Here is a 26130-nt window from a genome sequence, read left to right as displayed (position 1 = left end):
GAGCCGTCATCGGCGGTCCGCAGGGCTACTTCGGGGTCGGCCGCGGCTCGGGTCGCGCGGCCGCGGCCACCACGGTGGTGGCGGACCGGTGTCGGCGGACGAGGAGGCAGGCCACGGCGCCCAGCGCGACGACCGTGATGGGGAGGGCCAGGGTCGGCCCCATGGCGTGGACGATCCCGTGGTCGAACGCGGCCGTCGCGGCCCGGTCGACCTGCCGGGCGAGGTCCGCCGGGGTGTCCGGGGGCAAGGCGGGTGTGATGCCGAGGCCGGTCTCCTGGCCGGCGCCGGCGGCGTTGCGGAAGGCGGCGAGGAACGGTTCGCGGACCTCGGCCGGGAGGTCGGGCGCGCGCCGGACCGCCTCGTCGTGCAAGGCGATGGCCAGGCGGTTCTGCAGGACGGCCCCGACGGCCGCGCTGCCGAGGACGGTGCCGATCTGGCGGATCGTGTTCAGCACGCCGGACGCCGCCCCGGCCATCGACGGCTGCACGCGGTACATGGCGACGGTGACCATCGGACCGAACACGCAGCCGATCCCGACTCCCATCGTGACCAGCGCGGGCTGGAACTCCCACCAGGCGCGGCCGACATCGGTGACTGCGGCGAGCCAGGCCATTCCGGCCGCGAACAGCGTCAACCCGGCCATCAGGACGTACGTGCCGCCGACCCGGTCCGCCAGACGCCCCGCGACCGGCGACAGCACTGCCGACACCAGCATGGCCGGCGCCATCACCAGCCCGGCGGCGAGGGCGCTGAAGCCCAGCACCGACTGGAGGTAGATCATCACCGGGAGGAACAGGCCGAGCATGCCGACCTGGACGGTCGCGGCGACGAAGCTCATCACCGCGAAGTCGCGGTCCCGGAAGAGCGCGAACGGGAGCAGCGGTTCGTCGTTCTGCCGGGCGCGCTGGTGGAGCAGGAACAGCACCAGCAGCACGGCCGACGCGCCCAGCAGCGACCGGATTCCGGCGTTCCAGGCATACCGCTGGCCCTCGGTGAGTGCGAAGGTCAGGCACACCAGCGTCGCTGCGGCGAGGACCACCCCCACCACGTCGACTCGTCGGCGGCTGCCGGGCCGGAGGTCGGGCACCAGCGTTACGGCCATTGCCAGCACCAGCGCCCCGATCGGGACGTTGACCAGGAAGATCCACCGCCAGCCGGCCGCGCTGACCAGCAACCCGCCGAGGGTCGGCCCGGCGATGGTGGCCACGCCCGCGACGCCGCCCCACACGCCCAGCGCGGTGCCCCGGCGTTCGGCGGGGAAGGTGCCGATGATGATGGTCATGGTCTGCGGCATCAGCGCCGCCGCGCCGAGGCCCTGCAGGGCCCGGGTGGCGATCAGTTGGCCCGGGTCCTGGGCCAGCGCGCACAGTACGGACGCCGCGGTGAACAGGGCGACACCGCCGACGAACATCGCGCGCGGCCCGCGTACGTCGCCGAGCCGGCCGAACGTGATCAGCAGTGCGGCGAGCACCAGGATGTAGACGTTGATGACCCACAGCATCTCGTCCAGCGAGGCGTGCAGGTCGCCGATCATGCTGGGGATGGCCACGTTGACGGCCGTCAGGTCCAGCAGGGTCATGAAGAACCCCAGGCTGAGCGTGACCAGCACCGCCCAGGGATTGCCGCGCCAACGACTCATTTCGCTTTCCCTCCTCGCGTGTCCCCCACGGAAAGTGCCCCCTCGTTCCGACTTGGAGCGTTCCGACTCGGAGCGTTCCGACTCGGAGGAGGGGGCGGGCGGTGCGTCAGTTCTTGGCGGGGGCCTGGAGGCTCCACACCCGGCCGTCAGGGTCCCGGACGGTCATCTCGCGGGTGCCGTAGTGGGTGTCCTGGAACGGGGTGACGACCTCGACGACCGGGTCGGGCCGGAACCCGTCCGGGTCGGGCACCTTCAGTGCGAGCTGCACGCCGGGCTGCCGGTCCTCGGGGATCTCGACCACGACCAGGTAGGGGCCGTCGCCGTTGCGGAACACGCCGGAGCCGTCGCCGCTGGTGGGCTCCAGTCGGTAGCCCAGTTCCTGGAAGAACTTGGCGCTCCTGCCCCAGTTGTGGGTCTCCACGAAGACCGCCTCGAAGCCTTCGGTTGCCATGTCAGGACTCCTTTTCGGAAGAGGGCTGCTTGCCGGCGTGCTTGCCGGCGTCTTCGAGGTAGGCGCGCAAGGCCGCCGCGACCAGAGCGGACAGTGACATGCCCGTTTCGATCGCGTGGATCTTGACCTGCCTGATCAGCCCCAGCGGGAGGTACACGTTGAACTGCTTGACGTCCGCATCGCTCACGAGCCCATGCTAGCTCGCTAGATTGCTAGCATGCTAGCCCGCATTTCCGGAGGCCGCCGGGAGATCGCTCAGAACCACTCCGGCGGCGTGTCGGCGGCCGTCCGGTCCAGCGCGTCCAGCAGGTCGAACTGCGGGCCGGTGCGGGGGAGTTCGACGCGGAGGAAGTAGCGGGCGGCCTGTCGCTTGCCGTGGTGGAAGGGGGTGTCGGCGGTGCCCAGGGCGAGGTACTGTTCCAGCCAGATCCAGGCCAGCACCACGTGTCCGACCGCCTCCAGGTACACCGAGGCGTTCGGCAGCGCGACGTCCGGGTCTCCCGCCGACCACAACGCGCCGGTGGTGTGCCGGATCCGTGCGGCGGCGGCGTCCAGCGCGGACGCGAACTCGGCTGCCTCGCCGCCGAGTTCAGCAGCCCGTGCCGTGGTGGCGGCGAACGCGCCGAGCAGCGCGGCCAGGCCCGCGCCGCCGTCCAGGACGACCTTTCGGCCCAGCAGGTCGAGGGCCTGGATGCCGTGCGTGCCCTCGTGGATCGCGTTCAGGCGGTTGTCCCGGTAGAACTGCTCCACGGGGTGGTCCCGGGTGTAGCCGTACCCGCCGTGCACCTGGATCGCCAGGTCGTTCGCCGCCAGGCACCACTGCGCGGGCCAGCTCTTCGCCACCGGCGTCAGCACCTCCAGCAGGCGCCCCGCCGCCGCCCGCGCGGCCGGGTCCGGCGCCGTGCGCTGCTCGTCGATCAGTCGGCTACAGTACAGGCTGAGCGCCAACGCCCCTTCCACGTAAGCCTTCTGGGTGAGCAGCAGACGCCGGACGTCCGGGTGCCCGATGATCGGCAGCTGCGGTGCGGACGGGTCGCGGGCCGTCAACGGGCGGCCCTGCGGGCGGGTGCGGGCGTACTCGAGTGCGTGCAGGTAGCCGGTGCAGCCGAGGGCCGCCGCGCCGAGTCCGACGCCCGTCCGCGCCTCGTTCATCATGTGGAACATGCACGCCAGCCCGCGGTGCGGCTCACCGACCAACTCGCCCACTGCGCCCGGCGCTCGGCCCGGAAGGTGGCGGCCCTCGCCGAAGTTCAGCACCGTGTTGACGGTGCCCCGGTACCCCATCTTGTGGTTCAGTCCCGCGAGCACCACGTCGTTCCGCTCGCCGAGCGAACCGTCCACCTCCACCAGGTACTTGGGCACCGCGAACAGCGACAGACCCTTCACGCCGGCCGGCGCGCCCGGGGTCCGGGCCAGCACCAGGTGCACGATGTTCTCGCTCAACTCGTGGTCGCCGCCGGAGATCCACATCTTGGTGCCGAACAGCCGGTAGCTGCCGTCCGGTTGGGGCTCGGCCCTGGTTCGGACATCCGCCAGCGAGGAGCCCGCCTGCGGCTCCGAGAGGCACATCGTTCCGAAGAACCGCCCCGCCGCGAGCGGCCGCACCAGCCGCTCGCGCTGCTCCGAAGTCCCGTACACCGCCAGCAGATTGGCGTTCGCGACGGTGAGGAACGGGTACGCCGCCGTCCCCACGTTCGCCGCCTGGAACCACGCCATGCAGGCGTTCGTCACCAGCGTCGGCAACTGCTGACCGCCCAGGTCGTGGTCCATCGCCGCCGACATCAACCCCGAGGCGACGAACGCCTCGAGCGCCGGCTTCACCTCCGGATGCAGCACCACCCGCTCCCCGTCGAACCGGGGCTCCTCCAGATCGTTGCGGCGGTTGTGCGGGGCGAAGTGCCGCACGGCGAGATCCTCCGCGAGGTCCAGCACCGCCTCGAACGTCTCCCGGTCGTGCTCGGCGAACCGCTCCCGCCCGGTCAACGCCTCCGCACCCAGCCACTCGAACAGCAGGAAGTCCAGATCCCGACGCGACAGCACCAACCCGGCCACGGCACACCCCAATTCGGCGACGCAGGACGCCCTGAGGAGACGTCCAGTGGCCGCAGATCATAGGCCGGACCGGCCGCCTCACACGTACGGGCCGCCGCCGTTCGGGAAACGGCGACGGCCCGGGGCCGGTGCGGTCAGCGGTGCAAGGTGGTGACGGTGAGGCCGGGGGCGGAACGGATCTCGGCCTCGGTGAAGCGCTCAGTCACCCACTGCTTGGCGGCGTAGCGGCGGGTCTGGTCGGTGAAGTGCGGGGAGGTCGGGTCGGCCGACTGCCCGTAGGCGAGCAGCGTCCGGGTGCGCGGGCCCTGCTGGGTCAGCTCGGTGGCCATCAGGAAGCTGGAGCCGTGCGGAACGCCCGCACCGGCCGCCGGGTAGGTGCCGCCACCCTCGCCCGAACTCGGCTGGGCGGTCAGCACGTTGAAGCAGCCGAGCTGACCGGCGCAGCCGTGCAGCGGGATGCCCGCCCAGCGCTGGACGGCGCCGATCGGGGCGTCCACCGGCAGCCCGGCGGCCGCCAGGCGGCGGACGGCGTCGGCGAACGCGCGCTGCGCGTCGGCGTTGTCGGCGGCGATCCCGCGCGGGGTGGTCAGCGGCCGGGCCGGGTCGTACGGGACGGTCTGCCAGGCCATGGTGCGGGTGCCCGCCAGCGCGTCGCGGTACGCCTGCCACAGGACGGTGCCGCGGCTGTCGGCGTCGGCCCGGGTGTCCCAGGCGGCGAGCACGTCGCACGCGGCGCGCACGTCGACCGGGGTGCCGTCGGACGCCGTGAGCGCCGGGTGGGCGCGGCACAGGGCGACGGCGTCGTCGCGGTCCAGCTCGGCGCTCTGCACGCGGTTGCCGAACATGGTGGCCCGGAGCGTGTCGAGGGTGAAGCCGGGCGCGCCGAGGCCGTCGGTGCCGGCCCGCCGGTCGGCGATCATCCGCAGGCCCAACTGCGGCCGCGTGGCGATCCGTTGAGCGGCGTTGTAGACGGTGGGCAGGCCGGCCATCGGTGCGTCCGCGTTGGTCAGGTAGGGCCCGTTGTTGGAGTTGGCCACGTAGTCGGTGCGGGTCAGCGCGGGGTGGTTGGCCGGGCCGAAGATGCCGGGCACCAGTGCGTCCGGGTCGCTGCCCGGGTCGCAGGCGGTGGTCGAACCGTCCAGCACACCGGTGGACCAGGGGCCGGGCACCAGGCAGCGCGTCAGCTGCGCGTCGGGCAGGTGCGGGACGGCGGAGGAGTCGGTGAAGTAGGCGGTGCCGGTGGAGTCCACGGCCGTGGTGTACGCCCACGGGTTGCCCTGGTAGGTGCGCTGGGCCTGCCGAAGCTGGTCGAGGTTCTGCGAACGGCTGACCGCCAGCCACTCGTTGAGCGAGCGGAGGTTGCCGGCGTTGGAGTCGCGCAGGGTGTAGGCCTGCTCGCCGGTCCAGCCGTCGGCCAGCACGTAGCCCTGCCGGGACCGGTAAAGGCTGCGGTCGACGGTGGAGAGCGTCCCGTCGGAGGCCCGGACGGTGACCTTTACGGTCTCCGTGGTCATCCGCTCGGCCTTGCCGTCCACCAGGTACGCGGTCGGGTCGCCCGGCACCAGCGACAGGCGGTACAGGGTCGCGTGGTCGGCGTAGCTGGTGGTGTGCGTCCAGGCAAGGCCCTTGGTGTGGCCGATCTGGATGAACGGGAGGCCGTACAGGCCGGCGCCGGCGACGTCCACGACGCCGGGGATGGTCAACTGCGCCTGGTAGAACCGCTCCGGGCCGGTCCACTGGAGGTGCGGGTTGGCCAGCAGCAGACCGTGGCCGTCGCGGTCGGCGTCCCGTCCGATCGCCCAGGCGTTGCTGCCGGTGTCGGGGGTGTCGTCCGCGCTGTGCGACCAGGGCGCAACGGTGGGGGCTTGGGCGGCGGTGGCTCCGGCGGGTGCGGCGGGTGCGGTGGTGGTGGCGGCTTGGGCGGCGGTGGCTCCGGCGCCCGGGACGGCCTCGGCGAACTGGGTCTTGGCCACGCCCGACATGGTGTTGACGTTGTAGAGGACGCTCCAGATGTCCTCGGCGGTGATCGGCCCGACCCAGCCCTTCCCCTGGCAGGACGGGTCCGGAAGGTGGTCGACGCCGGTGTCGTGCAGGTAGCGGTTGTACCCCGCGACGTACCCGTCGACCAGCTGCCGCGCCTCACCGGTCGGGCCGAGCGGCGCGGGTTCGGCCATCAGCCGCCGCACCGTCCCGGCCTGCAGCAGGCCCCGCTGGTAGGTGTCGCTGTCCAGGTTGCCGGTCCGGTCCGAGGACCGGCCGTCGGCCCCGAACCAGCGCGAGCGCTCGCCGCGCAACGTGACCACCTGGTCGGCGAGTTCGCAGAGGTTGTCCTGCGCGAAGGCGTAGCCGTAGCCGTACCCGAGGCCGCCGAAGTCCTGCGCGAGCACGTGCGGGACGCCGTACTCGGTCCGCCGGATCTTGGCGGTCCAGCCGGTCCCCTGGCCTGCTGTCAGTTCGGTGTCGGCGGCGGCTTGTGCCGAGGTGGGCGTGAGCGCGGTCAACAGCCCGGCCGCCAGCCCGAGGGCGAGCGCCCCCGACGCCAACCGGCGCATTTTCGCGCGAGACTGACGATCCGTCAGTTTCGTGTTCTCCGTCATGGCCCCACGCTGCCGTCACGGCGTGGGCCGGTCATCGCTCCACGGGACGAGGCGGCCCTCGCCCGCGAGACGTACCCGGGCGCCTCCGGGGTAGGGGCATCCCTTACATCCCCGGGCCCACGGGCGATCCAGGCCGTACGAACTAGAGTGGGGTGAATGTCCGACCTTCAACCCATCGTGGTTTCCCCCTACGACCCAGCCTGGCAGGCGCAAGGACTCGCCCTCGCCGCCGAGTTGCGCGCGGAACTCGCGCCGCTGCCCCTTCACGTCGAGCACATCGGCAGCACCGCGATCCCCGGCATGGCCGCGAAGCCGGTCTTCGACCTCCAGATCAGCGTCACCGATCTCGCCGAAGCCGAACGCGCCTTTGACGGGCCCTTGGCCGCGATGGGATTCCGGTGCTCCCCGTACCAGCGCGACCACGTCCCGGCCGGGCTGGACGACGACCCCGGCCGGTGGGCCAAGCGGCTGTGGCTGCGCCGCGGACAGGCCGGCGCCGACTGCAACCTGCACGTCCGGCTGCTCGGCTCTCCCAATGAGCGCCTGGCGCTGCTCTTCCGCGACTGGTTCCGCGCGCACCCCGAGGCGGTGCCCGCCTATGCACGGTTCAAGACCGTGCTGGCGGGCGCGGTCGGTGACATCGACACCTACTCCGACGTCAAGGACCCGGTCGTCGACCTCGTCATAACCGTCGCCAACTCCTGGGCCGCTGCGACGGGTTGGGCCCCGCACAGCTGCCTGGCGTAGCGCGTTCAGACCGCAGGGACGCGGGCGCGCAGGAGGCAGAAGACGTTGCCCTCGGGGTCGGCGAGGACGTGCCAGCTCTCCTCGCCGGTCTGGCCGACGTCGGCGGGTTTGGCGCCGAGGGCGAGCAGGCGGGCGAGTTCGGCGTCCTGGTCACGGTCGGTGGGGCTGACGTCGAGGTGCAGGGGCAGCCTGGCCGGGCGCGGGTCGGTGGTGGGGCTGAGGATCAGGGTGGGCTGCGGGCCGCCGAAGCCGGTGCCGGGCGGCCCGATCTCGATGCCGCCGTCGGGCTCGCGGCCCAGTTCGACGTAGCCGAGCACCTCGCACCAGAACGCGGCGAGCAGGTCGGGGTCGGCGCAGTCCAGGATCAACTCGCTGATGCGGCAAGACATGTGGGGCAGTCTAGGGCCTGTCCGGCCGATCTTGCCGGGCGCGCGACGCCGGATCATCCTGCCTGGAAGCACCGGCAAAACATCCAAGTACATCCAGTACGAGGACGTTTCGTCGGCACGCCCAGCCGGGCGCGAAATGGGGGCACCTCCCAGCCCGCAAGGGCTGGGGGAGCCGCGCGCTGATCCGACAAGATCGGCCGGACAGGCCCTGGCGCCGGAAGGGGTGCCGGGCGGGTGGGCGCCGGGGATAGGCTGCGCGGGCGGTTCGGGTGAACGGGGGTGGGGCGTGGACGTTCTGCGGGGCAGTCACCGGGTGCACTTCGTCGCGGCGTGGGTCCTCTGCGCCGTCGAACTCCTCTGCCTGGCCGCCACCGCACCCCCGCTGCGCTGGGCGGCCCCGGCGTGGCTGTGGGCCCCGACGCTCGGCGCGATCGTGCTGGTCTTCGGCACGGCGCTGGTGCGTTCCTGGTCGGTGCGGTTCCTGCGCCGGGGCAGCGGCTTCGGCCTCCTCAGGTACCTGTGGCTGCTGCCGCGCGGCGTGCGGCTCTGCTACGCCGTCGCGGTCTGCCTGATCGCCATCGGGCTGGCCACCGCCGGCGACGCGGCGGAGGTCCGCAACGACGAGTCCGGCCACTACTGGACGAAGCGTGAACCCGGCTCGCACGGACAGAAGTTGGTGCCGGTCCGGATCGACGCGAACGAGTACGCGCGGCGACGCGGAGCCGAGATCCGGATCTTCACCGGCGTCCCGGCGGCGTTCGCCGTGATCGGCAGCTTCCTCGTCCTGACCGCCGCGCAGACCGCGCACGGAGCCGCCGACGCCGCGGACGACCCCCGGGAGAGCGGCCGCCCGCGACGACGGCGGTAGTGCGGTCGGGGCGACCGGTAGCCGAACAGGATTGCGCGGCGGGTGCTGCTGCCGGGGTGACAACGCCGGCCCGGCTGGTCGCCGGTATGCGGGAGGCGGCGAACCAGCGACTGTGGGAGACCCTGCACGGCCTGCTGACACCGGGCCGGCGGGCAATGCTGGACGAGCTGCCGGCGGTGCCGGCCGGAGCGCGGGTCCCGGAGCTGGACCGGCTGCGGCGCGGGCCGGTGCGGGTGCACCTGACGACCCACCGGGGCGGCGCGACCTGGCTCGACATGATCAACGACCAGGCCGCCGGGCTGGGTGGGAAGGTGGTGGCCAGCACCCCGCGCGACTCGCTGTACGTGCTGGACGTCCTCTACGACCGCGACGGCGGGCGGCGCCCGGAGACGATCGTCACCGACACCGCCGCTGTAATGGTTGGCGCTGTGCCGGACATTTCCTGGTGACAGCTGTTTCAGAGGAAGGGCGCACATGCCAGGTCAAGAGGATCCGCGGGAGCGGCATCGGTGGCTGGAGGCACTGTACGGGGCCCATGCCGACCGGGTGATGGGCTACCTGGTGCACCGCACGGATCGTGATACCGCGCAGGAGATCGTGTCGGAGACGTTCCTGCTGGCCTGGCGCAAGCAGAAGTCGGTGCCGGACGATGCGCTGCCGTGGCTGCTTGCGGCGGCACGCCGGCTGCTGGCCAACCGGGTGCGCTCGGACCTGCGGCGCCAGGCGCTCGCGGAACGCATACAAGCGGTGCTGAACGACGCTCCTTCGACGGCCTTCGAGGACCGCGTCGCGGACCGCGAACACGTGTTCCGGGTGCTGATGCTCCTGACCGAGACCGACCGAGAAGTCCTGCTACTCGCCGGCTGGTACGACCTGACCGCGCAGCAGGCCGCCACGGTGCTGGGCTGCAGCAGGGCGGCCTACACGCTCCGCCTCCACCGCGCCCGAAAGCGGTTCCGCACGGCTCTGGAACAGCAAGCGTCTCTCACCACCATCAACTCGGAGGTACCCGCGTGAGGAACGACCCGGTGCTGAACACCATCCAGCAGCTACGCCCGCAGGACGCCGAGGGCTGGGCGCAATCACCTCAGGGGCAGCAGGTCCTCGATTCGGTGCTGAGCCAGGCACAGGCCCCGGCCGAGCGGAGGCGGCCGTCGCGGACGGTGGTGGTCGGCGGCGCGCTACTGGCCATGGTGGCAGGCGGTGGCGCCATGGCTGCCGCAGGCGGGCTGCCGTGGAGTGAACCGGGGCGAACCGCGATGTGCGCGCGGACGCTCTCCCCGGACGCGGACCTCGCCGAGGTGTCAACCACGAAGGGCTTCGATTCCCGGAATCCGGGTGCATCCTGCGCCCGGCAGTGGACGCAGATGTGGGGTCCCTCCGAGCCCGTGCCGACGTCCTTCACCGCATGCTTCCACCCAGGTGCCGACGTCACGGACCCCGACGGCGGCTACCACCGTGACCCGCATGCCCCCGGCGGGCCGGTGATCTACCCCGCTGATGGCCTGAGCCCGGAGCAGGCGTGCGCCCGCATCGGGGCCAAGCCCATCCCGGTCGGCCCGTAACCCTTTCCGGCGCGGGGACGACGACAATGGCGTCGCACCGGCCCGGGCCGGTGCGACGCTGCCTGCTCCACTAAGGACGATTCCTTGATCGAATTACAGGGCCTGACCAAACGCTACGGTGCCAGGACGGTCGTTGACCGGCTCAGCTTCCGGGTGCGGCCCGGTGTCGTCACCGGCTTCCTGGGGCCCAACGGGTCCGGGAAGTCGACCACGATGCGCATGATCCTCGGGCTGGACACCCCCACCGCGGGCACCGCCACCATCGGCGGCGTGCCGTACCGCAGGCTGCCGGATGCCGCACGCACGGTGGGCGCGCTTCTGGACGCCAGGGCCGTGCACGGCGGCCGCACCGCGTACAAGCACTTGCTGTGCCTGGCCCGGATGGGAAACGTCCCCCGCTGGCGGGTGGACGAGGTCCTGAACACCGTCGGCCTGCAGGACGCAGCGCAACAACGTGCCGGAGGCTTCTCGCTCGGCATGGGGCAACGCCTGGGCATCGCCGCGGCCCTGCTCGGCGACCCCGAGGTGCTGCTCTTCGACGAACCGGTCAACGGCTTGGACCCCGAAGGCATCCACTGGATCCGCCAGCTGATCCGCCGGCTGGCCGCGGAAGGCCGCACCGTCCTGGTCTCCTCCCATCTGATGAGCGAGATGGCGCAGACCGCCGACCACCTGATCGTGATCGGACAGGGCCGGCTGCTGGCCGACATGAGCCTCCGGGACTTCATCGACCGGCACACGACCGGCTTCGCCCGCCTGCGAACCCCCGCCCATGCCCCCGAGGAGCGGCAGCGCCTGCTGTGGGCGCTCGGCAACGTCGGGGTCCACGTCGAGGACGAGCCGGACGGGGCCCTGAGAGCCACCGGCCTGCCACTCGCGGACATCAGCGACCTGGCACTCGCCTACGGCATCCGACTGCACGAACTGTCACCGCACCGGGCGTCCCTGGAAGAGGCGTACCTGCAACTGACCAGCACCGCGGTGGAGTACCGCTCCTCCCTGCCGGCAGCCAAGGTCCCACCTTCAAGCGACGCTTCCGGCCCCGACCATGAGTGGGAGGCCTGAGTCATGGCCCTCGATCCCCTGACGGCGCCCCCGGCCGACTCCGCTGCTACCCACGTCACCGGCGGGCCTGCCCTGCGGCACGCCGTCGCGGCGGAATGGACCAAGCTGACCAGCGTGCGTTCCACCGTGTGGACGTGGCTGCTGATGGTCGTCCTCATCCTGGCCGGCGGCGGCCTGGGGGTCCTCGGCGCGGACAGCGGCACCGTCTCCGAGCTGAGCACCGGCCTGGGCGGCTTTCTTGTGGGCCAGCTCGCCATCGTGGCCCTGGGCGTACTGGCGATCGCCCCGGAGTACGGCACCGGCATGCTCCGCACCACCTTCACCACAGTCCCCCGGCGGGCCCGGATCCTCACCGCCAAAGCACTCGTCCTGAGCTGCGCCGCCCTCGGCCCCGGTACAGCCGCGGTCGGTCTCAACGCGTGGCTCGCGACCACCCTCCTCGACGGCCAGGGCCGCCCACCGACCGGCGGCGAACTGGTCCGCACCGTCCTCGGCGGCGGCCTGTACCTGGCCCTCCTCGGACTGCTCTCGCTCTCCGTCGGCACACTGCTCAAGCACAGCGCCGGCGCACTCGGCGTCATGCTCGGCCTGCTCCTGCTCCCCACCATCGCCGGAGTCTTCCTCATCGACAGCGGCACGGGGGAGTTCCTGTTCACGCACTCCTCGATCTCCATCTCCGCATCCCTGTTCGGCAGGGGTTTCGCTGACCAGCCGTGGTGGGCCCTGCTGGGCTGGATGGCCGGCGCCACCGCGGTGCTGCTCGCCGGCGCATACGCCGCCGTCCTCAGGCGAGACGTCTAACGGCCAAACGGTCACCGGCCGGTACTACCCATGGCGAGCGGACTGGTGAGGTCGGCAATGGTCTCCGGGGAGGGCTTGAAGGAGCGGCGCAGGTTCTCCGGTTTCGCTGGGTAGAGGAACGCGCCTGGGTCGGCAGGTGGTGTGGAGCATGGCCTTGATGTCATCGGGAGGCGCGCCGGAGGGAGCGAACGGTGTCGCTCCGTCCGGCGCGGCTTCGGCGCGGCTTCGTCGCGGCCTCGTTGCGGACTCAGCCCAGGCGGGGCCAGATGAGCAGGTGGGGGAGCAGAGTCGGGTCGTCGCCGGTGACGCGGACCGCCGTGGGTGGGTGGCGGCGGTGCAGAGTGAGTAGCAATTCGCTGGCGGGTGCGGTGAGTTCGAGGGCGACGGGGTCCTCGTCCGGGGCGAGGCGCTTCGGGCCGGACGCGGTGATTTCCGCCAGCCAGCTCGGGCCATCGTCGGTGCGCAGGCGGATGCGGGCCGGGCCGTGTTGCCAATCGGTGGCGGTGCCCCAGGAGAGAGCGAGGAACTCGTCGATGCCGTCGATGGCCACGGCCGGTGCGACCGGTTGTGGTGTGCCGACGGCGAGTTGGGCGTCGTAGGCGTGCACGGCGGCCTCCTGCACCTGGTGCCGGGCGGCCGCCCCGGTGTCCTGCGGGGCGTCGGCTTCCTGCCACCACGTCCAGCAGGGCCGGCGTGGCCCTGCTTCGCGAAGTGCCTTGAGGAGGGCGGAAGTTGCCTCTGCCGAGGCGGCCAGCGCCTGTTCGGGGGAGAGGTCGGTGTCCGGCTTGATCCTGATCGGGACGAAGCCGGGGCCGGCGGTGACGGCGGCCGTCCAGAAGCGTTGGACGACGGTGAGGTGCGCGAGCAGGTCGGGCAGCTGCCAGTCCGGGCAGCTGGGGACGGTGGCGTGCGGGTCGGGCGCGGTGGCGATGGCGTGGCGGAGCATCGCGGAGTGTTCGTCGATCTGGTTCAGCAGCGCCGGAAAGGCGGGAGTGAAAGCCATTGCACCTGCCTATCACGCAAGACTGGCGCCCCGCACGGGAATTGTTGCGGAAAGCACACTGAATGGCACTATCGAAAAATTGTTGAATATGATATGCTGTCAGAAAGTGGTATTAGTGTTTCCAGGCATGGAAAGCCATGCACAGTCGAACACCCACCAGCCCAGCCGGACCGCCCTGATGTCGGCCGCCGCCCGAGCCGCCCACCTGCTCCTCGACCAGCAGCCGCCGATCTTCGCCGACACCCTCGCGGTCACCCTCCTCGGCGAGAGCGCCGAGCAACTGATCGGCTACCACCGGCAGTTCGGCACCCACCCGATCCTGGCCGGCGCCCGCACCACCGCCGTCACCCGCAGTCGCAGCGCCGAGGACCGCCTCGCCGAGGCCGTGGCCCGGCGCGGCATCGACCAGTACGTCCTGCTCGGCGCCGGCCTGGACACCTTCGCCTGCCGCAGTGAACTCGCCCGCGACATCCGGGTGTTCGAGGTGGACCACCCCCATACCCAGGACTGGAAGCGGAGCCGCCTGGCCGCCGCCGGGATCACCGTCCCGCCGACGGTGTCCTTTGTCCCGCTCGACCTCGAACAGGGCGGCGCCCGCGCCCTGACCGCCGCGCTGACGGCCGCCGGCTTCGATCCGCAGCGGCCGGCCGTGGTGAGTTGGCTGGGTGTCACCATGTATCTCAGCGTCGAGGCGATCGGCCAAGTGCTCTCCACTATCGGTGAGTTCGCGCCGGGCGCCGAACTGATCGCCGAATACCTGCTGCCCGCCGAACACCGCGACCCGGCCGGGCAGACCTACGCCGAGCAGGTGCAGGCCGCGGCCGCCGAGGGCGGCGAGCCGTGGCGAACGTTCCTCACCGTCGAGGAGATGGACGCCCTGCTGGGCGCCCACGGCCTGCGTCCGCTCGCCCACCTGCGGCAGTGCGACACCGTGGACGCACAGGTGTGGGAATCGCGGACCGACGCGCTGCGCCCGTTCGAACTCTCCGTGCTGGCCCATGCGGTGGTGCCGGAGCGCTGACCGGCGGCGGGGCGGTCAGAGCCCGGCCGAGTCGTCCAGGACGGCGCGCAGGCGGGCGACGCACTCGGCGACGAAGGCCGGGTTGCTCGTCCAGTAGTACGGCACCCCGCTGATTGCCGCGGCCACTGCCCAGCCACAAGCCCGTTGCCAGGTCTGCTCGTTGACGCCAAGCACGTCCCGGTAGGCGTGGCGGGCGGCCGCCGGGAAGTCCCACAGCGGGGCGTGTTCGGCGTCCGGGAACCCGATCGACAGGCCGCCGAAGTCGATGATCGCGTGCAGCCGGCCGTCCCGGACCAGCAGGTTGGACGGCTTCAGGTCGCCGTGCAGCCACACCCGGGGGCAGGACGGGGCGGGCAGGGTGAGCGCCTGGTGCCAGATCGCCTGGAGCCGGTCGAGGTCCAGGTCGAGGCCGGAGAGGGCGCGGGCCTGCGCGAAGCACTCGTCGATCGCGTCGGCGATGGCCGTCAACTCCCCACCCCGGTACCAGTGCAGGCCGCCCCACTCGCTCTCGTCCGGCAGCGGGACGGCGTGCAGACTGCGGACCGCCGCCGCCAACTCCGCTCCGAACGCGGCCCAGTCGGGCACCGAATCCGGACCGGGTTCGGTGCCCTCGATCCACCGGTACACCGACCACGGCAACGGGAACCCGCCCCCCGGCACCCCCTCGTGCACCGGCTCCGGCACCCCGCACGCCAACTCCGCTGCCAGCCGCGGCAACCACACCTGCTCCTTGCGCACCGCGCCGGCCGTCCCCGGCGTCCGGGGCAGCCGCACCAGCAACTCGTCCCCGAGCCGGAACATCCGGTTGTCGGTGCCCGACCCCGCCGCGAGGATCGGCAGCTCGGCCCACTCCGGCCGCTGCTCGGCCAGCAACCTGCGGACCACGGATTCGTCGGTCGGGATCTCGTCCTCGTGCAGTGTCATGCCGCGAGTATTCAATACGGGCCCGTTCCGCTGCGAACGGAATTCCGGCCCGCGCAAGCAGGGAAGGGGAAGCCGCCGGGTGCCGTCCGCGGACCCGGCGGGCGGACCCTCACGCCTTCTCGACCGTGTAATACACCTCGTACTGCCAGGAGTTGGCCGCGCCCGGCTTCGAGCTGCACGTCCACTTCTTGTCGGTACCCGGCTTCAGGTCCTTGATCGGCACGTCCAGGGCGAGTTGCCCCAGCTTGTCGTCCGGGTCGAGTCCGCCGAGGACCGCATTCGCCGCCGTGCCCGCGGTCGACACGAGCAGCTCGCCGGTCGGGACGGGTAGCGCCCCCGCCGCGGCGGTGATTCTGGCGGCCGCGTCCCCGCGCCGCTGCCAGTCGCGTTTCGAGTCCTGGTTGTAGGCGGCAAGCCCGAGGTGCAGCGTATCGGTGTCCGTGACAGGGCCGTTGAAGACCACGCGCTGGTCGGCGGGGAACGGAAGCTCCTGCCCGTCCTTGATCTGCATGGGGGAAACCAGAGCCGGCTGGGTCTTCCCACCGGCGACGGTGGCTCCCACCACGTAGAAATCGTCGGCTCCGCTCTGGTTCTCGGTGTTGACGCACTTGACGCGGTTGAGCGTGATCCTGAGATTCATGGCAGCCTTCCGATGCTGTCCGCGAGAGGTGTTCATGGGCCGGCGGACCTCGAGGGGCTACCGTCACACGGACCCGCGAGGGCGCCGTCGAGGTCCGGGCCAGGGGTAGCCGAGTTGATCGGCGAACTTCTTCGAACCTCCGCAGACCTCGGCGACCTCGCGAGGATCCTCGGCCGTGAGGTGCGCCTCAAGGGCTTCCGCCTGGTCGGCGGGGCGGTCGGCCGAGATCGGGACGGTCAGCTTGAACTGAAGCCAGGGGCGGTCCTCGCTGATCGCGGCGCGGCCGGGGTGAAAGAACAGGACGTTGATCCGGTCGGGTTCCCAGGGCCAGGCGGAGACGTCCTGCAGCTCGCACTCCCAGGCGGTCAGCCAGTCGGTGCGCTCCCGGAGCCGTTCCGCCAGCAGCCTGGCGACTGTTCGGGCCGGCCATTCCCAGGAGTGATCCGCCCCGGCCCGGCGGAGCTCGGCCGCGTACTGGGCGACGTCGAACCGGAATTCCGGGAGGTCGACGCCCTCGGCATCGACCGGGTTGCGCCAGCCGTCCCAGACCACGTGCGGCCCGTCGCGCCGGACAGTGACGTAGATCGCGCCGCAGCAGGCCTCGGTGCAGCCGGCCTCGGCGAGCCGCACCTCGCGAGGGGTGTCGGTTGCGAGCAGCGGCGTTTTCGGGCCCAGCAGATCGCGGGGATCGACGGCCGGTCCCTCGTCGAACACCTCGGCCAGGACGTCCCGTCCGTCGACGATCGGCCGGCACTCCACCGCTGTGGCCTGCCGGTTTCCGAGCGGCGGCACGACGAGGCGGAGGGACAGCAGGTGCGGTTCTGTGGTCACGGCCCGATGGTCTCGAAGGCAGCGGCGGTTGTCAGCTGCGTTTCTGCCTGGAGGGCAGCTGGGCACCCCGCTTGCCGGGAGCGGGCCGGGCCGTCGCTACTTGATGAACACGCTGGCGCCGAACTCCTGGGTCGTGCTGCCGCCCGGAGGAACGACCGCGATCACCTGGCCGGTGCAGTTCGGGCCGTCGTAGACGAGGGCGTACTCGTCGGTGTCGTTGCGCAGGATGAGCGGGAAGATCTGCGCGTTGTAGCACCCGCTCGGATTACTGATGGTCTGGTCGGGAGCGATGAAGAGCGTTCCATTGGCCGCCAGGGCCGCGCCGGGCAGAGTGAGGGCGATGGTGCCCGCGGTGGCGAGGGTGCCGAGCACGGTTGCGAGACATCGCACGGTGACTCCTTGGGATTGGGGTGAGCGGGGCCGAAGTGCCCCGGGCCCAACCTCGCTTCCCGACGGAGCCGCCGCAATTCCCGTGCGCCGAGCGGGCGTACGCGTACGCACGGACGGTCACGCGGGGACGACGGGCAGCAGGTCGCGTTCGGCGAAGACCTGCTTGGCGGCGAAAGTGGCGTTCAGGGCGCGCGGGAAGCCGCAGTACACGGCGGAGTGCAGCAGCGCCTCGACGATTTCCTGCGGCGTCAGGCCGACGTTGAGCGCCGCGTTGACGTGCACCCGGAGCTGCGGTTCGCAGCCGCCGAGCGCGGTGAGCATGCCGAGGGTGACCAACTGGCGATCGCGCGGGGCGAGTTCGGGGCGGGAGTAGATCTCGCCGAAGCCCCAGGCGGCGACCTGGTGGGCGAGCTCGGGCGAGACGTCGGACAGTGCGGCGAGCACGTTCTCGCCCGCCTCGCCGTCGATCCGGCCGAGGACGTCGAGGCCGTGCTCGAAACGCTGCTGGCGGGTGGTGGCTTCGGGGTGCGCGGCGGTGGGGGTCATGAGCGGTCTCCAGCGGTTGGTCGGTGTCGGGGGAACGACGGACACCGTAGGAGTTGGAGTGCGCTCGAACGCAAACGGCCCGGCCCGCCCCGGAGATGACGGGACGGGCCGGGCCAACTGGCCGGACGTCAGGGCTTGAGGATCAGGCGGATCGGGTTGCCCTGCTTGGTGTGCAGGCGCTCGACGGCCTCCGCGGCCTGCTCCAGCGGGAGCACCTCGCTGACCGAGCGGGAGAAGTCCAGCCGGCCGCCGGCGGCGAGCGCGATCAGCTGCGGGACGGCGTTCTCCTCCGAGCCGTAGTGGCCGCGGATCTGCTGCTGGAGGTAGGAGAACCGGACGCTGTTGGCGACCGTCAGCGGCTGGTCGGTGAGGCCGACGAGCACCAGGCGCCCGTGCGCGCCGAGTACCGTCAGCGCCTGCTCGCGGACGGCGGGGACGCCGGCGAAGTCGAACGCGGCGGCCAGGCCGGCCCCGCCGGTCGCGGCGCCGATCTTCGCGGCGAGCTCCGGGTCGGCCGAGTCGAGGACCAGGTCCGCGCCGAAGGCGAGGGCCCGCTCGCGGGCGGCGGGGGACGGGTCCACCGCGATGACCGGGTTCGCGCCGATCGCCCGCAGCAGCTGCACGCCGTGCGCGCCGAGACCGCCGACACCCCACACGCCGACCGGCTCGGCCGGGCGGATCTGGCCGGTCGTGGTGATGGCGCCCCACGGGGTGGAGACCGCGTCCGGAATGATCGATCCCTGCTCGAACGGGATCGACTCGGGCAGCCGGATCAGCGTGTCCTTGCGGGCGAGCGCGTACTCGGCCCAGCCGCCGTCGTAGTCCACACCGCGCGTCCAGGTGATGCCGTCGCGCTTCTCGCCGGCCTGCAGCACGACCCGGTCGCCGACCTGCCAGGCGCCCGCGTCCGGGCCCAACTCGGCGACGGTGCCCGCGACTTCGTGCCCGAGGGTGACGCTCTCGCCCGGCAGGTACAGCGGGGTGAGCGAGCCCTCGATCAGGTGCACGTCGGACAGGCAGACGCCGGCCGCCTCGACCTTGATCAGCACCTGGCCGGCGCCGGGGACGGGACGCTCCACCTCCTCGACGCTCAGCTTGCGGGTGGGCAGGTGCAGACGGACGGCACGCATCCGGGCCATGGTCGATCCTCTCCGGCCGACGGCGAACTCGTCGGCGGCCTCGTTGCCGCAGCGCCCTGCCGGGGTATATCGCAAGGCGACTTGCATTGCTGAGGCTACGACGCGACACACCGCAATGCAAGGAGGCCTGCGTTAGGCTTCGGGTGTGTCGAAGGAGAAGCGGACGGGATCCACGAAGAAGCCGGGCGGGCCTGCGGGGCCGGACTCGACCGGCGACGCACTGCCGGAGGGGAGGTCCGCCACCCCACTGCGCCGGCGCGGCGCCGCCATGCGACGGGCCGTGCTCGACGCCACCGTGCGCCTGCTCGCCGAGGGCGGACTCGACGCCGCCAGCGTCTCGGCCGTCGCGGCGGCCGCCGGCGTGCACGAGACGTCCGTCTACCGCAACTGGGGCACCCGCGAACACCTGCTCCGCGAGGCACTCGCCGACTACACCGACCACGCCCTGCCACTGCCCGACACCGGCAGCCTCCGCGAGGACCTGCGCCAACTCCTCACCGCCCTCGGCGCGTTCCTCGACACCCCCGAAGGCCCCGCGCTGCTCCACCTGAGCATCGCCCCGGCCACCGCCGAGACCCGCAGCGGCCGCGACGCCTACTGGGCCGAGCGGCTGCAACGCGCCGAGATCCTGCTGCGCCGGGCCGCCGAACGCGGCGAGATCCGGCCGGACGTCGATGCCCGGGCGGCGGTCGAGGCGCTGATGAGCCCGCTGTTCGCGCGCCACCTGCTGCTCGGGGAGCCCGTCACCGCCGAGTTCCTGTCCTCCCTGGTGGACCTGGTGGTGGACGGCCTGGCCCCGCGCTGAGGCCGACTGCCGTGCGCTGACCGGCGACGGTGCTGGTCCGGGTCCGATGCGGGGGAGGGGTGTGCCGGGCATGTCCGGGGGACGACCGACCCCACCGACTTCGACCCGGCGGCGGCGCTGGAGCAGCTCGCCGCCGCGACCGGCCAACTGCTTCGGACGGCGTCCGGGTTCACCGACGCCGAAGTCCGCGCGCCGTCGCTGCTGCCGGGCTGGTCGCGCGGGCACGTGCTGACCCAACTGGCGCGCAACGCCGACGGTGGCCGGCGGTTGCTCGGCTGGGCACGGACGGGGATGGAAGCGGCGGAGTACCCGAGCCTGGCCGCCCGGGACGAGCAGATCGAGGCGGGCGCGGGTCGCGGCGCGGCCGAGCTGCCGGCCGATCTCCGGTGCAGCGCGGGCGAGTTCGAGGCCGAGTGCCGGTGCAGCGCGGGCGAGTTCGAGGCCGAGTGCCGGTGCAGCGCGGGCGAGTTCGAGGCCGAGTGCCGGCGGATGCCGCCCGAGGTGTGGCACCGGACCGTCCGCTGGACTCGCGGCCAGGAGCGCCCCGCGTTGCGCGCCGCCGATGCCCGGCTGCGCGAAGTGCTGCTCCACCACGCCGACTTGGACGCGGGCTACACGCCGGCCCACTGGCCGGCCGACTTCGTCGAGGCGATGCTCGGCCGGGTGGTGGCCTCCTTCGCCGCACGCGAGCACGCACCCGCGATGCGGCTGCACGCCACCGACACCGGCGCCACGTACGGCACCTCCGGGCCGCGTCAGCCGGTGGTCGGCGGGCCGCAACATGCCCTGCCGGCCTGGCTGATGGGTCGATCCCTGGGCGCGGACCTGCTGGTGCGCAACGCTCTCGCGCTCCCCGCGCCGCCGTTCCTCTACTGAGGCGTCCGGCCGGATTGCGAGCCGTCCGTAGTCAGAGCGTCACTCTTGCCGAATCGCAAGATCTACGCCTCTTCCACTTTTCGCCCCGCTCGGGATACCTCTTGAAGTGCCGGGCCGCACCGGCCCGTTGACGGAAATCGACTCTCCGGAGGACAGCCATGGGCGAAGACTGGTACGTGGACGACCGATGCACCGGGTGCGACGTGGCGCGGCAGCTCGCGCCGGGCCTGATCGTGCAGGTGGGCCGGGGCTCCGAACTGGTGCGACAGCCACGCGACGCAACGGAGTTGGCGGCCGTGAATGCCGCCGCGTTCGCCTGCCACACCCGTTCGATCCGTCGGCACTCGGGCCCGCCGGACCCGGCGGCGGACCCGTTCCCGCTCGCCATCGACGCCAACGTCCTGCTCTGCGGCCACAATTCGCGGCGCACGGCCGCCGCCAACTCCTACCTGCTGCGGCGGCCGGACGGCACCGTGATGATGATCGACACACCGCGCTGGTCGGAGTCGCTCGCCACCCGCTACGAGAAGCACGGGCGGGTGACCGACGTCCTCCTGACCCACCGCGACCACGCCGCGCACGGCCGCGTCTACGCGGACCGCTTTGGTGCTCAACTCTGGATCCACGAGGGCGACTTGGACTCCTCACCGGACGCCGACCGGGTGCTGCGCGGCACCGATCCGGTCGAGATCGCCGATGGCGTCGTCGCTCACCCCCTGCCGGGCCACACCGAGGGCAGCGTGCTGTTCCTCGCCGACGACCGGTACTGCTTCAGCGGCGACAGCCTCTACTGGTCGCGCGCCGCCGGGGCGTTGGCCGTCGCCGAACACGTCACCTGGTACTCCATCGAGGAACAGGCCGCCTCACTGGCCCGCGTCGCACCCCACCTCCGGTTCGAGTGGATCCTCCCGGGCCACGGAGACCGCAACCACCTGCCCGCCGAACAGATGGCCGAGCAACTGCGCGCCCTGGTCGCCCACGTCGGCCAACTGGCGCCCGTGCCAGTGGATTTCGACGCCCATCAGTGGTGAGGGCGGCTGTCACCGGCGCTTGGGATCATGGTCGTTGCTGAATGCCGTGTGGGAGGGCGTCCTCGGCGACTCGACGGCCTTCCCGGCGGTCAACCGCGGCGTCGCCGAGTACATGCTCAGCGAGTACTGCCACAACGACGGCCAGAACGGCCCGGCCGACGCGGACGAGCCCGCCGCGGCGGCGATACTGTTCGCCGCGCACGCCTACCTGTTCGGCTGCCACGACTTCGCCGTCGGGCCGGCGGCCGGGCGGTGGAAGCCGTTGACCACCACCTCCAGTACCTGGCCGAGACGGCGGAGGACGAGCTTCCGATCGACTCCGACGAGGCGCTGGCCGCCGAACTGCGGCGCCAGCTCGGGGATCTCGATCTCATCGCCGACTTCTCGAAGGAGCTCCGCCACGCAGAGATGGGACTGCCCATCGACACCTCGATCCGCCTCCACTCTGAGCTGCGGACCGCGCTCTCCGGTCAGGAGTGGGCACCCGAGGCGGGTACCGTGGTCCGATGACCATTCGGGTGATCGTGCTCAACGGCGGTTCCAGCAGCGGAAAGAGCAGCATCGCGCGCGCGTTGCAGGCCCAACTGCCGGAGCCCTGGCTGACGTTCGGGATCGACGGGCTGATCGAGGCGATGCCCCCGGAACTGCTGGCCGGGGACGCCGGGATTGAGCTCGGCGGGGACGGCACCGTCACCGTCGGGGACACCTTCCGGCGGCTGGAGGCCGCCTGGATGGCCGGTGTGGCCGCCACCGTGCGGGCGGGGGCGGGCGTGATCGTCGACGACGTGTTCCTCTCCGGATCGGAGTCCCAACAGCGCTGGCGCGAGGCCCTGTTGGGCCTGGACGTACTCTGGATCGGAGTCCGCTGCGACCCGGCCGAGGCGGCCTTGCGCGAGCGGGCCCGGCCCGATCGGACGACAGGCATGGCCGAGGACCAGGCGGAAAGGGTGCACCAAGGCGTCCACTACGACCTGGAGGTGGACACCACCCGCACCCGGCCCACCGAGTGCGCCCGAGCGATCACGGAGCGGCTGGCCCGGCCGGGCCCGAGGATTGTCGGTGGTCGTCGCTAGCGTGCAGGAACAGTGAACATCGCCACCGAGGGCAACTTCACCAGCAACCCGAACTGGCAGCGGCCCCCCGCGGGCTGAGTGCGCGGGGGGCCGCCGGGGCGTCAGTGCGCGCCCACCGCCGTGATCTTGACGACTGCGCGGCCTTCCTCGTCGGAGCCGTACAGGTCGACCTCGGCGGAGATGCCCCAGTCGTGGTCGCCGTTGGGGTCGTCGAAGATCTGGCGGACCCGCCACAGGCCCTCGTCCTCGACCTCCTCGATCAGCAGCATCTTCGGGCCGCGCGCGTTCGGGCCGGTGAAGAGGTCGTCGTACTCCTCCCAGTACCCGTCCATCGCGTCCGCCCAGCGGTCGGCGTCCCAGCCGTCCTCGCCGTCGAGTTCGGCGAGGGAGTCGTAGTGCTCCAGCGCGCACAGCTCGACCCGGCGGAACAGCTCGTTGCGGACCAGCACCCGGAAGGCGCGGGAGTTCGCGGTGACCGGCGCCGGCTTGTCGTCGAGACGGACCTCGCCCGCCTCCGGCTCGGTCGGGTTGGCCAGCGCCTCCCACTCGTCCAGCAGCGAGGAGTCGACCTGGCGGACCAGCTCGCCCAGCCAGGCGATGACGTCCTTCAGGTCGTCCGTCTTGATGTCGTCCGGGACGGTCTGCTCCAGCGCCTTGAACGCGCCCGCCAGGTAGCGCAGCACGATGCCCTCGGTGCGCGCCAGCTCGTAGAAGCCCACGTAGTCGGTGAACGTCATGGCGCGCTCGTACAGGTCGCGGACCACGGACTTCGGCTGCAACGGGTGGTCGCCGATCCACGGGTGCGCCCGGCGGTACACGTCGTAGGCGTGGCCGAGCTGCTCCTCCAGCGGCTTCGGGTACGTGATCTCCTCGAGCCGGTTCATCCGCTCCTCGTACTCGATGCCGTCGCGCTTCATCTCCGCCACGGCCTCCCCACGCGCCTTGTTCTGCTGCGAGGCGAGGATCTGCCGCGGGTCGTCCAGGGTGGCTTCGACGACCGAGACCACGTCGAGCGCGTAGGACGGCGACTCCGGGTCGAGCAGTTCGAACGCGGCCAGCGCGAAGGTGGACAGCGGCTGGTTGAGCGCGAAGTTCTCCTGCAGGTCGAGGGTCAGGCGCACCCTGCGGCCCTCGGAGTCCGGCTGGTCGAGCTGCTCCACCACGCCGCCCTGCAGCAGCGAGCGGTAGATGGCGATCGCGGTGCGGATGTGGCGGCGCTGCGCCGGGCGGTCCTCGTGGTTGTCGGTGAGCAGCTTGCGCATCGCCTCGAACGCGTTGCCCGGGCGGCCGATGACGGACAGCAGCATCGCGTGGCTGACCTTGAACCGGGAGATCAGCGGCTCCGGGTCGGCGCCGATCAGGCGCTCGAAGGTCTCCTCGGTCCACGAGACGAACCCGTCCGGAGCCTTCTTGCGAACGACCTTCTTGCGCTTCTTCGGGTCGTCGCCGGCCTTCGCCAGCGCCCGGTCGTTCTCCACCACGTGCTCGGGCGCCTGCGCGACCACCTGGCCGACGGTGTCGAAGCCGGCCCGGCCCGCGCGTCCGGCGATCTGGTGGAACTCGCGGGCCCGCAGGATCCGCACCCGCTGCCCGTCGTACTTGGACAGCGCGGTGAACAGCACCGTGCGGATCGGCACGTTGACGCCGACGCCGAGCGTGTCGGTGCCGCAGATCACCTTCAGCAGACCGGCCTGCGCGAGCCGCTCCACCAGGCGCCGGTACTTCGGCAGCATGCCGGCGTGATGCACACCGATCCCGTGCCGGACATAACGCGACAGGTTCCGGCCGAACTTGGTGGTGAAACGGAAGTTTCCGATCAGCTCGGCGATCGCGTCCTTCTCCTGCTTCGAGCACATGTTGATGCTCATCAGCGACTGCGCCCGCTCCACCGCCTCCTTCTGCGTGAAGTGGACGACGTACACCGGCGCCTGACCGGTGTTCAGCAGCTCCTCCAGCGTGTCGTGGAGAGACGTCCGCCGGTACTCGTAGAACAGCGGCACCGGGCGCTCCGCCGAACGCACCGCGACCGTCGGGCGGCCGGTGCGGCGGGTCAGGTCCTCCTCGAAGCGGCGGACGTCACCGAGCGTCGCCGACATCAGCAGGAACTGCGCCTGCGGGAGTTCGAGCAGCGGGATCTGCCAGGCCCAGCCGCGGTCCGGCTCGGCGTAGAAGTGGAACTCGTCCATCACGACCTGGCCGATGTCGGCGCGCGGGCCGTCGTGCAGCGCGATCTGCGCCAGCACCTCGGCGGTGCAGCAGATGATCGGCGCGGTGGGGTTGACCGAGGCGTCGCCGGTCATCATGCCGACCTGCTCGGTACCGAAGATCTTGCACAGGTCGAAGAACTTCTCCGACACCAGCGCCTTGATCGGCGCGGTGTAGAACGTCCGCTTCCCCTCGGCCAGCGCGGCGAAGTGCGCGCCCGCCGCGACCAGGGACTTTCCGGAGCCGGTCGGCGTCGCCAGGATCACGTTGTTCCCGGAGACCAGCTCGATCAGCGCCTCCTCCTGGGCGGGGTAGAGGGTGATGCCGCGCTCCGACGCCCACTCGGCGAAGGTCTCGAACAGCGAGTCGGGCGTGGCGGGTTTCGGCATCAGGTCCAGGAGGGTCACTCCGCTATCTTGCCCGTCCGACATGACCATGAGCAAAGCTCGGGCCCGCACGGTCCGCCCGTGCTGCCGCCGACGCGCCCCGGCGATTCCGGTACGTGCCTGGCTTGTTGCTGTGCGTTACGGAATGATCGGGGCCGCCCGCCCCCGAACCCGCCGGGGGCGACCCGACGGAAGGACCTCCATGCGCAAGCGAGTTGCCGGCCTGGCCGTTGCCGCCCTGGCGATGGCGGCAGGGCCGGCCGCGGCGTTCACCGAGACGGTGGCCGCGACCGGCGCCCCGGGCGGAGTGGTCGCGATCTGCCCCGAGGGCATCAGCCCCTCGGACGTGCACGTGACGAACGGCGACGGCACCCCGCTCGGGCCCGACCAGCGCGTGCACACCACGGCCGTCGGCGCCACCGGCGTCGGCGCGTGGATCGCCCCCTACCAGGACTCCCCGCCGCCGCCCGCCGCCATCCGCCTCACCATCACCTGTACCGACGGGAGCTGAGGCGCTCTCGGCGGAGGCCGGACGCCGCAGGGGCCGGCCGCCTGCCTCGCGCCCCGGGCGTGATCGAGCCGTCCGCTCTTCCGGCGCGATCCGGAAGAGCGGGCCCAGGGCGGCCGGTGGCCGCCCGGTCGCTCAGGCCGGCTGCCCGTCGGCCGGGGCCGGGGAGGCGCGCTGCCACTCCGCGGTGATCGTGAAGTTGGCCTCCGTCGCCGTCTTGGCGATCACCACGCCGGCCTCGGCCGTGAGCTTGATCCCGAACTCGACGGTGACCCGCTCCGGGGCGTCGGCCAGGCTCCTGATCTGGCCGACGACCGAGGCGAGTGCGGGCCGGATCCGGCCCACGGCCTCCTGGAAGGTCTCCGCGCCGTGGCGCAGCGCGTCGGATCCGCGGCCCACGCGCTGGATCCCGCCGGCCTCCTCCGCGACCTCGACCGTGAGGTGCCCGCCGTCGTCGAGAGGAATCGTGAAGAGTTCCGACATTCCGTCAATCCCCTTTCTTGGAAAGCATATTGATGTGACATTAGGTTAGTTCAGGCGCTTCCGGACGGGGCGGGTCGCGCGCGGAGGGCGAGGGG

Annotated in this window: 27 protein-coding genes and 2 pseudogenes; 14 read left to right on the top strand and 15 right to left on the bottom strand. The window is 71.8% G+C overall.

The features are described 5' to 3' along the window. Nucleotides 1-25 precede the first annotated feature (25 nt). The 5 genes from ACIHEI_RS27050 to ACIHEI_RS27030 all read right to left on the bottom strand — a co-directional run bounded on the left by ACIHEI_RS27050 (nucleotide 26) and on the right by ACIHEI_RS27030 (nucleotide 6739). Nucleotides 26-1639: a DHA2 family efflux MFS transporter permease subunit gene (locus ACIHEI_RS27050; protein WP_396608421.1), complete on the bottom strand. Its 1614-nt coding sequence runs from the start codon at nucleotides 1637-1639 to the stop codon at nucleotides 26-28. A gap of 106 nt (nucleotides 1640-1745) precedes the next feature. After that, the gene (locus tag ACIHEI_RS27045) at nucleotides 1746-2090 is read right to left on the bottom strand and encodes a VOC family protein (protein WP_387640988.1); all 345 of its coding nucleotides are present in this window, start codon (nucleotides 2088-2090) and stop codon (nucleotides 1746-1748) included. A 1-nt stretch (nucleotide 2091) separates the two neighbouring features. After that, nucleotides 2092-2277, bottom strand: coding sequence for a CopG family transcriptional regulator (locus tag ACIHEI_RS27040; protein WP_392951305.1), 186 nt, complete (start codon nucleotides 2275-2277; stop codon nucleotides 2092-2094). A gap of 68 nt (nucleotides 2278-2345) precedes the next feature. After that, the gene (locus ACIHEI_RS27035; protein ID WP_396608452.1) at nucleotides 2346-4130 is read right to left on the bottom strand and encodes an acyl-CoA dehydrogenase; all 1785 of its coding nucleotides are present in this window, start codon (nucleotides 4128-4130) and stop codon (nucleotides 2346-2348) included. A 146-nt stretch (nucleotides 4131-4276) separates the two neighbouring features. After that, on the bottom strand, nucleotides 4277-6739 hold the full coding sequence (locus ACIHEI_RS27030; RefSeq protein ID WP_396608420.1) for a penicillin acylase family protein: 2463 nt from the start codon (nucleotides 6737-6739) through the stop codon (nucleotides 4277-4279). 156 nt (nucleotides 6740-6895) lie between these two features. Between ACIHEI_RS27030 and ACIHEI_RS27025 the strand changes: the two genes are divergently transcribed. Next, nucleotides 6896-7486 (top strand): GrpB family protein, encoded by a 591-nt coding sequence (locus ACIHEI_RS27025; protein ID WP_396608419.1) that lies wholly within the window; start codon nucleotides 6896-6898, stop codon nucleotides 7484-7486. Nucleotides 7487-7491: 5 nt separating this feature from the next. Here ACIHEI_RS27025 and ACIHEI_RS27020 read toward each other — a convergent pair whose 3' ends face one another. Beyond that, nucleotides 7492-7875, bottom strand: coding sequence for a VOC family protein (locus tag ACIHEI_RS27020; RefSeq protein ID WP_396608418.1), 384 nt, complete (start codon nucleotides 7873-7875; stop codon nucleotides 7492-7494). Nucleotides 7876-8161: 286 nt separating this feature from the next. On the opposite strand from ACIHEI_RS27020, the gene ACIHEI_RS27015 reads away from it, so the two are divergent. The 6 genes and pseudogenes from ACIHEI_RS27015 (at nucleotide 8162) to ACIHEI_RS26990 (ending at nucleotide 12174) form a co-directional block, all read left to right on the top strand. Continuing rightward, on the top strand, nucleotides 8162-8743 hold the full coding sequence (locus ACIHEI_RS27015; RefSeq protein WP_396608417.1) for a hypothetical protein: 582 nt from the start codon (nucleotides 8162-8164) through the stop codon (nucleotides 8741-8743). Between the two features lie 251 nt (nucleotides 8744-8994). Further along, nucleotides 8995-9156 (top strand): annotated as a pseudogene (locus ACIHEI_RS27010) (Tn3 family transposase); the annotation flags it as partial. A 136-nt stretch (nucleotides 9157-9292) separates the two neighbouring features. Beyond that, nucleotides 9293-9760, top strand: a complete 468-nt coding sequence (locus ACIHEI_RS27005; protein ID WP_396608451.1) for an RNA polymerase sigma factor — start codon at nucleotides 9293-9295, stop codon at nucleotides 9758-9760. 11 nt (nucleotides 9761-9771) lie between these two features. Further along, nucleotides 9772-10308: a hypothetical protein gene (locus ACIHEI_RS27000; protein WP_392951323.1), complete on the top strand. Its 537-nt coding sequence runs from the start codon at nucleotides 9772-9774 to the stop codon at nucleotides 10306-10308. An 84-nt stretch (nucleotides 10309-10392) separates the two neighbouring features. Next, nucleotides 10393-11349, top strand: a pseudogene (locus ACIHEI_RS26995) (ATP-binding cassette domain-containing protein); the annotation flags it as partial. A gap of 27 nt (nucleotides 11350-11376) precedes the next feature. After that, complete coding sequence (locus ACIHEI_RS26990; protein ID WP_396608416.1) at nucleotides 11377-12174, top strand: ABC transporter permease; 798 nt, start codon at nucleotides 11377-11379, stop codon at nucleotides 12172-12174. Between the two features lie 247 nt (nucleotides 12175-12421). On the opposite strand, the gene ACIHEI_RS26985 is transcribed toward ACIHEI_RS26990, so the two are convergent. Further along, the gene (locus ACIHEI_RS26985; protein WP_396608415.1) at nucleotides 12422-13177 is read right to left on the bottom strand and encodes a maleylpyruvate isomerase N-terminal domain-containing protein; all 756 of its coding nucleotides are present in this window, start codon (nucleotides 13175-13177) and stop codon (nucleotides 12422-12424) included. 127 nt (nucleotides 13178-13304) lie between these two features. On the opposite strand from ACIHEI_RS26985, the gene ACIHEI_RS26980 reads away from it, so the two are divergent. Further along, nucleotides 13305-14198: a class I SAM-dependent methyltransferase gene (locus tag ACIHEI_RS26980; protein WP_396608414.1), complete on the top strand. Its 894-nt coding sequence runs from the start codon at nucleotides 13305-13307 to the stop codon at nucleotides 14196-14198. A gap of 15 nt (nucleotides 14199-14213) precedes the next feature. On the opposite strand, the gene ACIHEI_RS26975 is transcribed toward ACIHEI_RS26980, so the two are convergent. From ACIHEI_RS26975 to ACIHEI_RS26950, 6 genes are all read right to left on the bottom strand, one after another. Beyond that, nucleotides 14214-15122, bottom strand: coding sequence for an aminoglycoside phosphotransferase family protein (locus ACIHEI_RS26975; RefSeq protein ID WP_396608413.1), 909 nt, complete (start codon nucleotides 15120-15122; stop codon nucleotides 14214-14216). A 109-nt stretch (nucleotides 15123-15231) separates the two neighbouring features. Further along, on the bottom strand, nucleotides 15232-15798 hold the full coding sequence (locus tag ACIHEI_RS26970; protein WP_392951335.1) for a hypothetical protein: 567 nt from the start codon (nucleotides 15796-15798) through the stop codon (nucleotides 15232-15234). Between the two features lie 27 nt (nucleotides 15799-15825). Beyond that, nucleotides 15826-16593, bottom strand: coding sequence for a hypothetical protein (locus ACIHEI_RS26965; RefSeq protein WP_396608412.1), 768 nt, complete (start codon nucleotides 16591-16593; stop codon nucleotides 15826-15828). 96 nt (nucleotides 16594-16689) lie between these two features. Then, nucleotides 16690-16983: a hypothetical protein gene (locus ACIHEI_RS26960; RefSeq protein WP_396608411.1), complete on the bottom strand. Its 294-nt coding sequence runs from the start codon at nucleotides 16981-16983 to the stop codon at nucleotides 16690-16692. 117 nt (nucleotides 16984-17100) lie between these two features. After that, nucleotides 17101-17529, bottom strand: a complete 429-nt coding sequence (locus ACIHEI_RS26955) for a carboxymuconolactone decarboxylase family protein (RefSeq protein WP_396608410.1) — start codon at nucleotides 17527-17529, stop codon at nucleotides 17101-17103. 128 nt (nucleotides 17530-17657) lie between these two features. Then, on the bottom strand, nucleotides 17658-18668 hold the full coding sequence (locus ACIHEI_RS26950) for a zinc-binding dehydrogenase (protein WP_396608409.1): 1011 nt from the start codon (nucleotides 18666-18668) through the stop codon (nucleotides 17658-17660). A gap of 268 nt (nucleotides 18669-18936) precedes the next feature. Between ACIHEI_RS26950 and ACIHEI_RS26945 the strand changes: the two genes are divergently transcribed. The 5 genes from ACIHEI_RS26945 (at nucleotide 18937) to cpt (ending at nucleotide 22453) form a co-directional block, all read left to right on the top strand. Further along, entirely contained in the window at nucleotides 18937-19473 is a 537-nt protein-coding gene (locus ACIHEI_RS26945) for a TetR-like C-terminal domain-containing protein (RefSeq protein ID WP_392951569.1), read from the top strand. Between the two features lie 6 nt (nucleotides 19474-19479). Continuing rightward, complete coding sequence (locus tag ACIHEI_RS26940; RefSeq protein ID WP_396608450.1) at nucleotides 19480-20349, top strand: maleylpyruvate isomerase family mycothiol-dependent enzyme; 870 nt, start codon at nucleotides 19480-19482, stop codon at nucleotides 20347-20349. Between the two features lie 158 nt (nucleotides 20350-20507). Beyond that, nucleotides 20508-21380 carry an MBL fold metallo-hydrolase gene (locus ACIHEI_RS26935; protein ID WP_396608408.1) on the top strand — a complete coding sequence of 291 codons (873 nt, stop codon included), beginning with the start codon at nucleotides 20508-20510 and terminating at the stop codon, nucleotides 21378-21380. A 252-nt stretch (nucleotides 21381-21632) separates the two neighbouring features. Next, nucleotides 21633-21890 carry a hypothetical protein gene (locus tag ACIHEI_RS26930; protein WP_396608407.1) on the top strand — a complete coding sequence of 86 codons (258 nt, stop codon included), beginning with the start codon at nucleotides 21633-21635 and terminating at the stop codon, nucleotides 21888-21890. Next, nucleotides 21887-22453: a chloramphenicol phosphotransferase CPT gene (gene cpt / locus ACIHEI_RS26925; protein ID WP_396608406.1), complete on the top strand. Its 567-nt coding sequence runs from the start codon at nucleotides 21887-21889 to the stop codon at nucleotides 22451-22453. Before ACIHEI_RS26930 ends, cpt begins: the two co-directional genes overlap by 4 nt. A 101-nt stretch (nucleotides 22454-22554) precedes the next feature. Here the strand turns inward: cpt and ACIHEI_RS26920 are convergent, their stop codons facing one another. Further along, complete coding sequence (locus ACIHEI_RS26920) at nucleotides 22555-25089, bottom strand: DEAD/DEAH box helicase (protein WP_396608405.1); 2535 nt, start codon at nucleotides 25087-25089, stop codon at nucleotides 22555-22557. A 157-nt stretch (nucleotides 25090-25246) separates the two neighbouring features. On the opposite strand from ACIHEI_RS26920, the gene ACIHEI_RS26915 reads away from it, so the two are divergent. Next, nucleotides 25247-25555 carry a hypothetical protein gene (locus tag ACIHEI_RS26915; RefSeq protein ID WP_396608404.1) on the top strand — a complete coding sequence of 103 codons (309 nt, stop codon included), beginning with the start codon at nucleotides 25247-25249 and terminating at the stop codon, nucleotides 25553-25555. Nucleotides 25556-25687: 132 nt separating this feature from the next. Here ACIHEI_RS26915 and ACIHEI_RS26910 read toward each other — a convergent pair whose 3' ends face one another. Beyond that, nucleotides 25688-26035, bottom strand: coding sequence for a CU044_2847 family protein (locus tag ACIHEI_RS26910; RefSeq protein WP_396608403.1), 348 nt, complete (start codon nucleotides 26033-26035; stop codon nucleotides 25688-25690). Nucleotides 26036-26130 lie beyond the last annotated feature (95 nt).

Source organism: Kitasatospora sp. NPDC051984 (genome assembly GCF_044593455.1).
GTDB lineage: Bacteria > Actinomycetota > Actinomycetes > Streptomycetales > Streptomycetaceae > Kitasatospora.
Note: the sequence above shows the minus strand (reverse complement) of the source record. Positions and strands in the feature narration are given on the sequence as shown.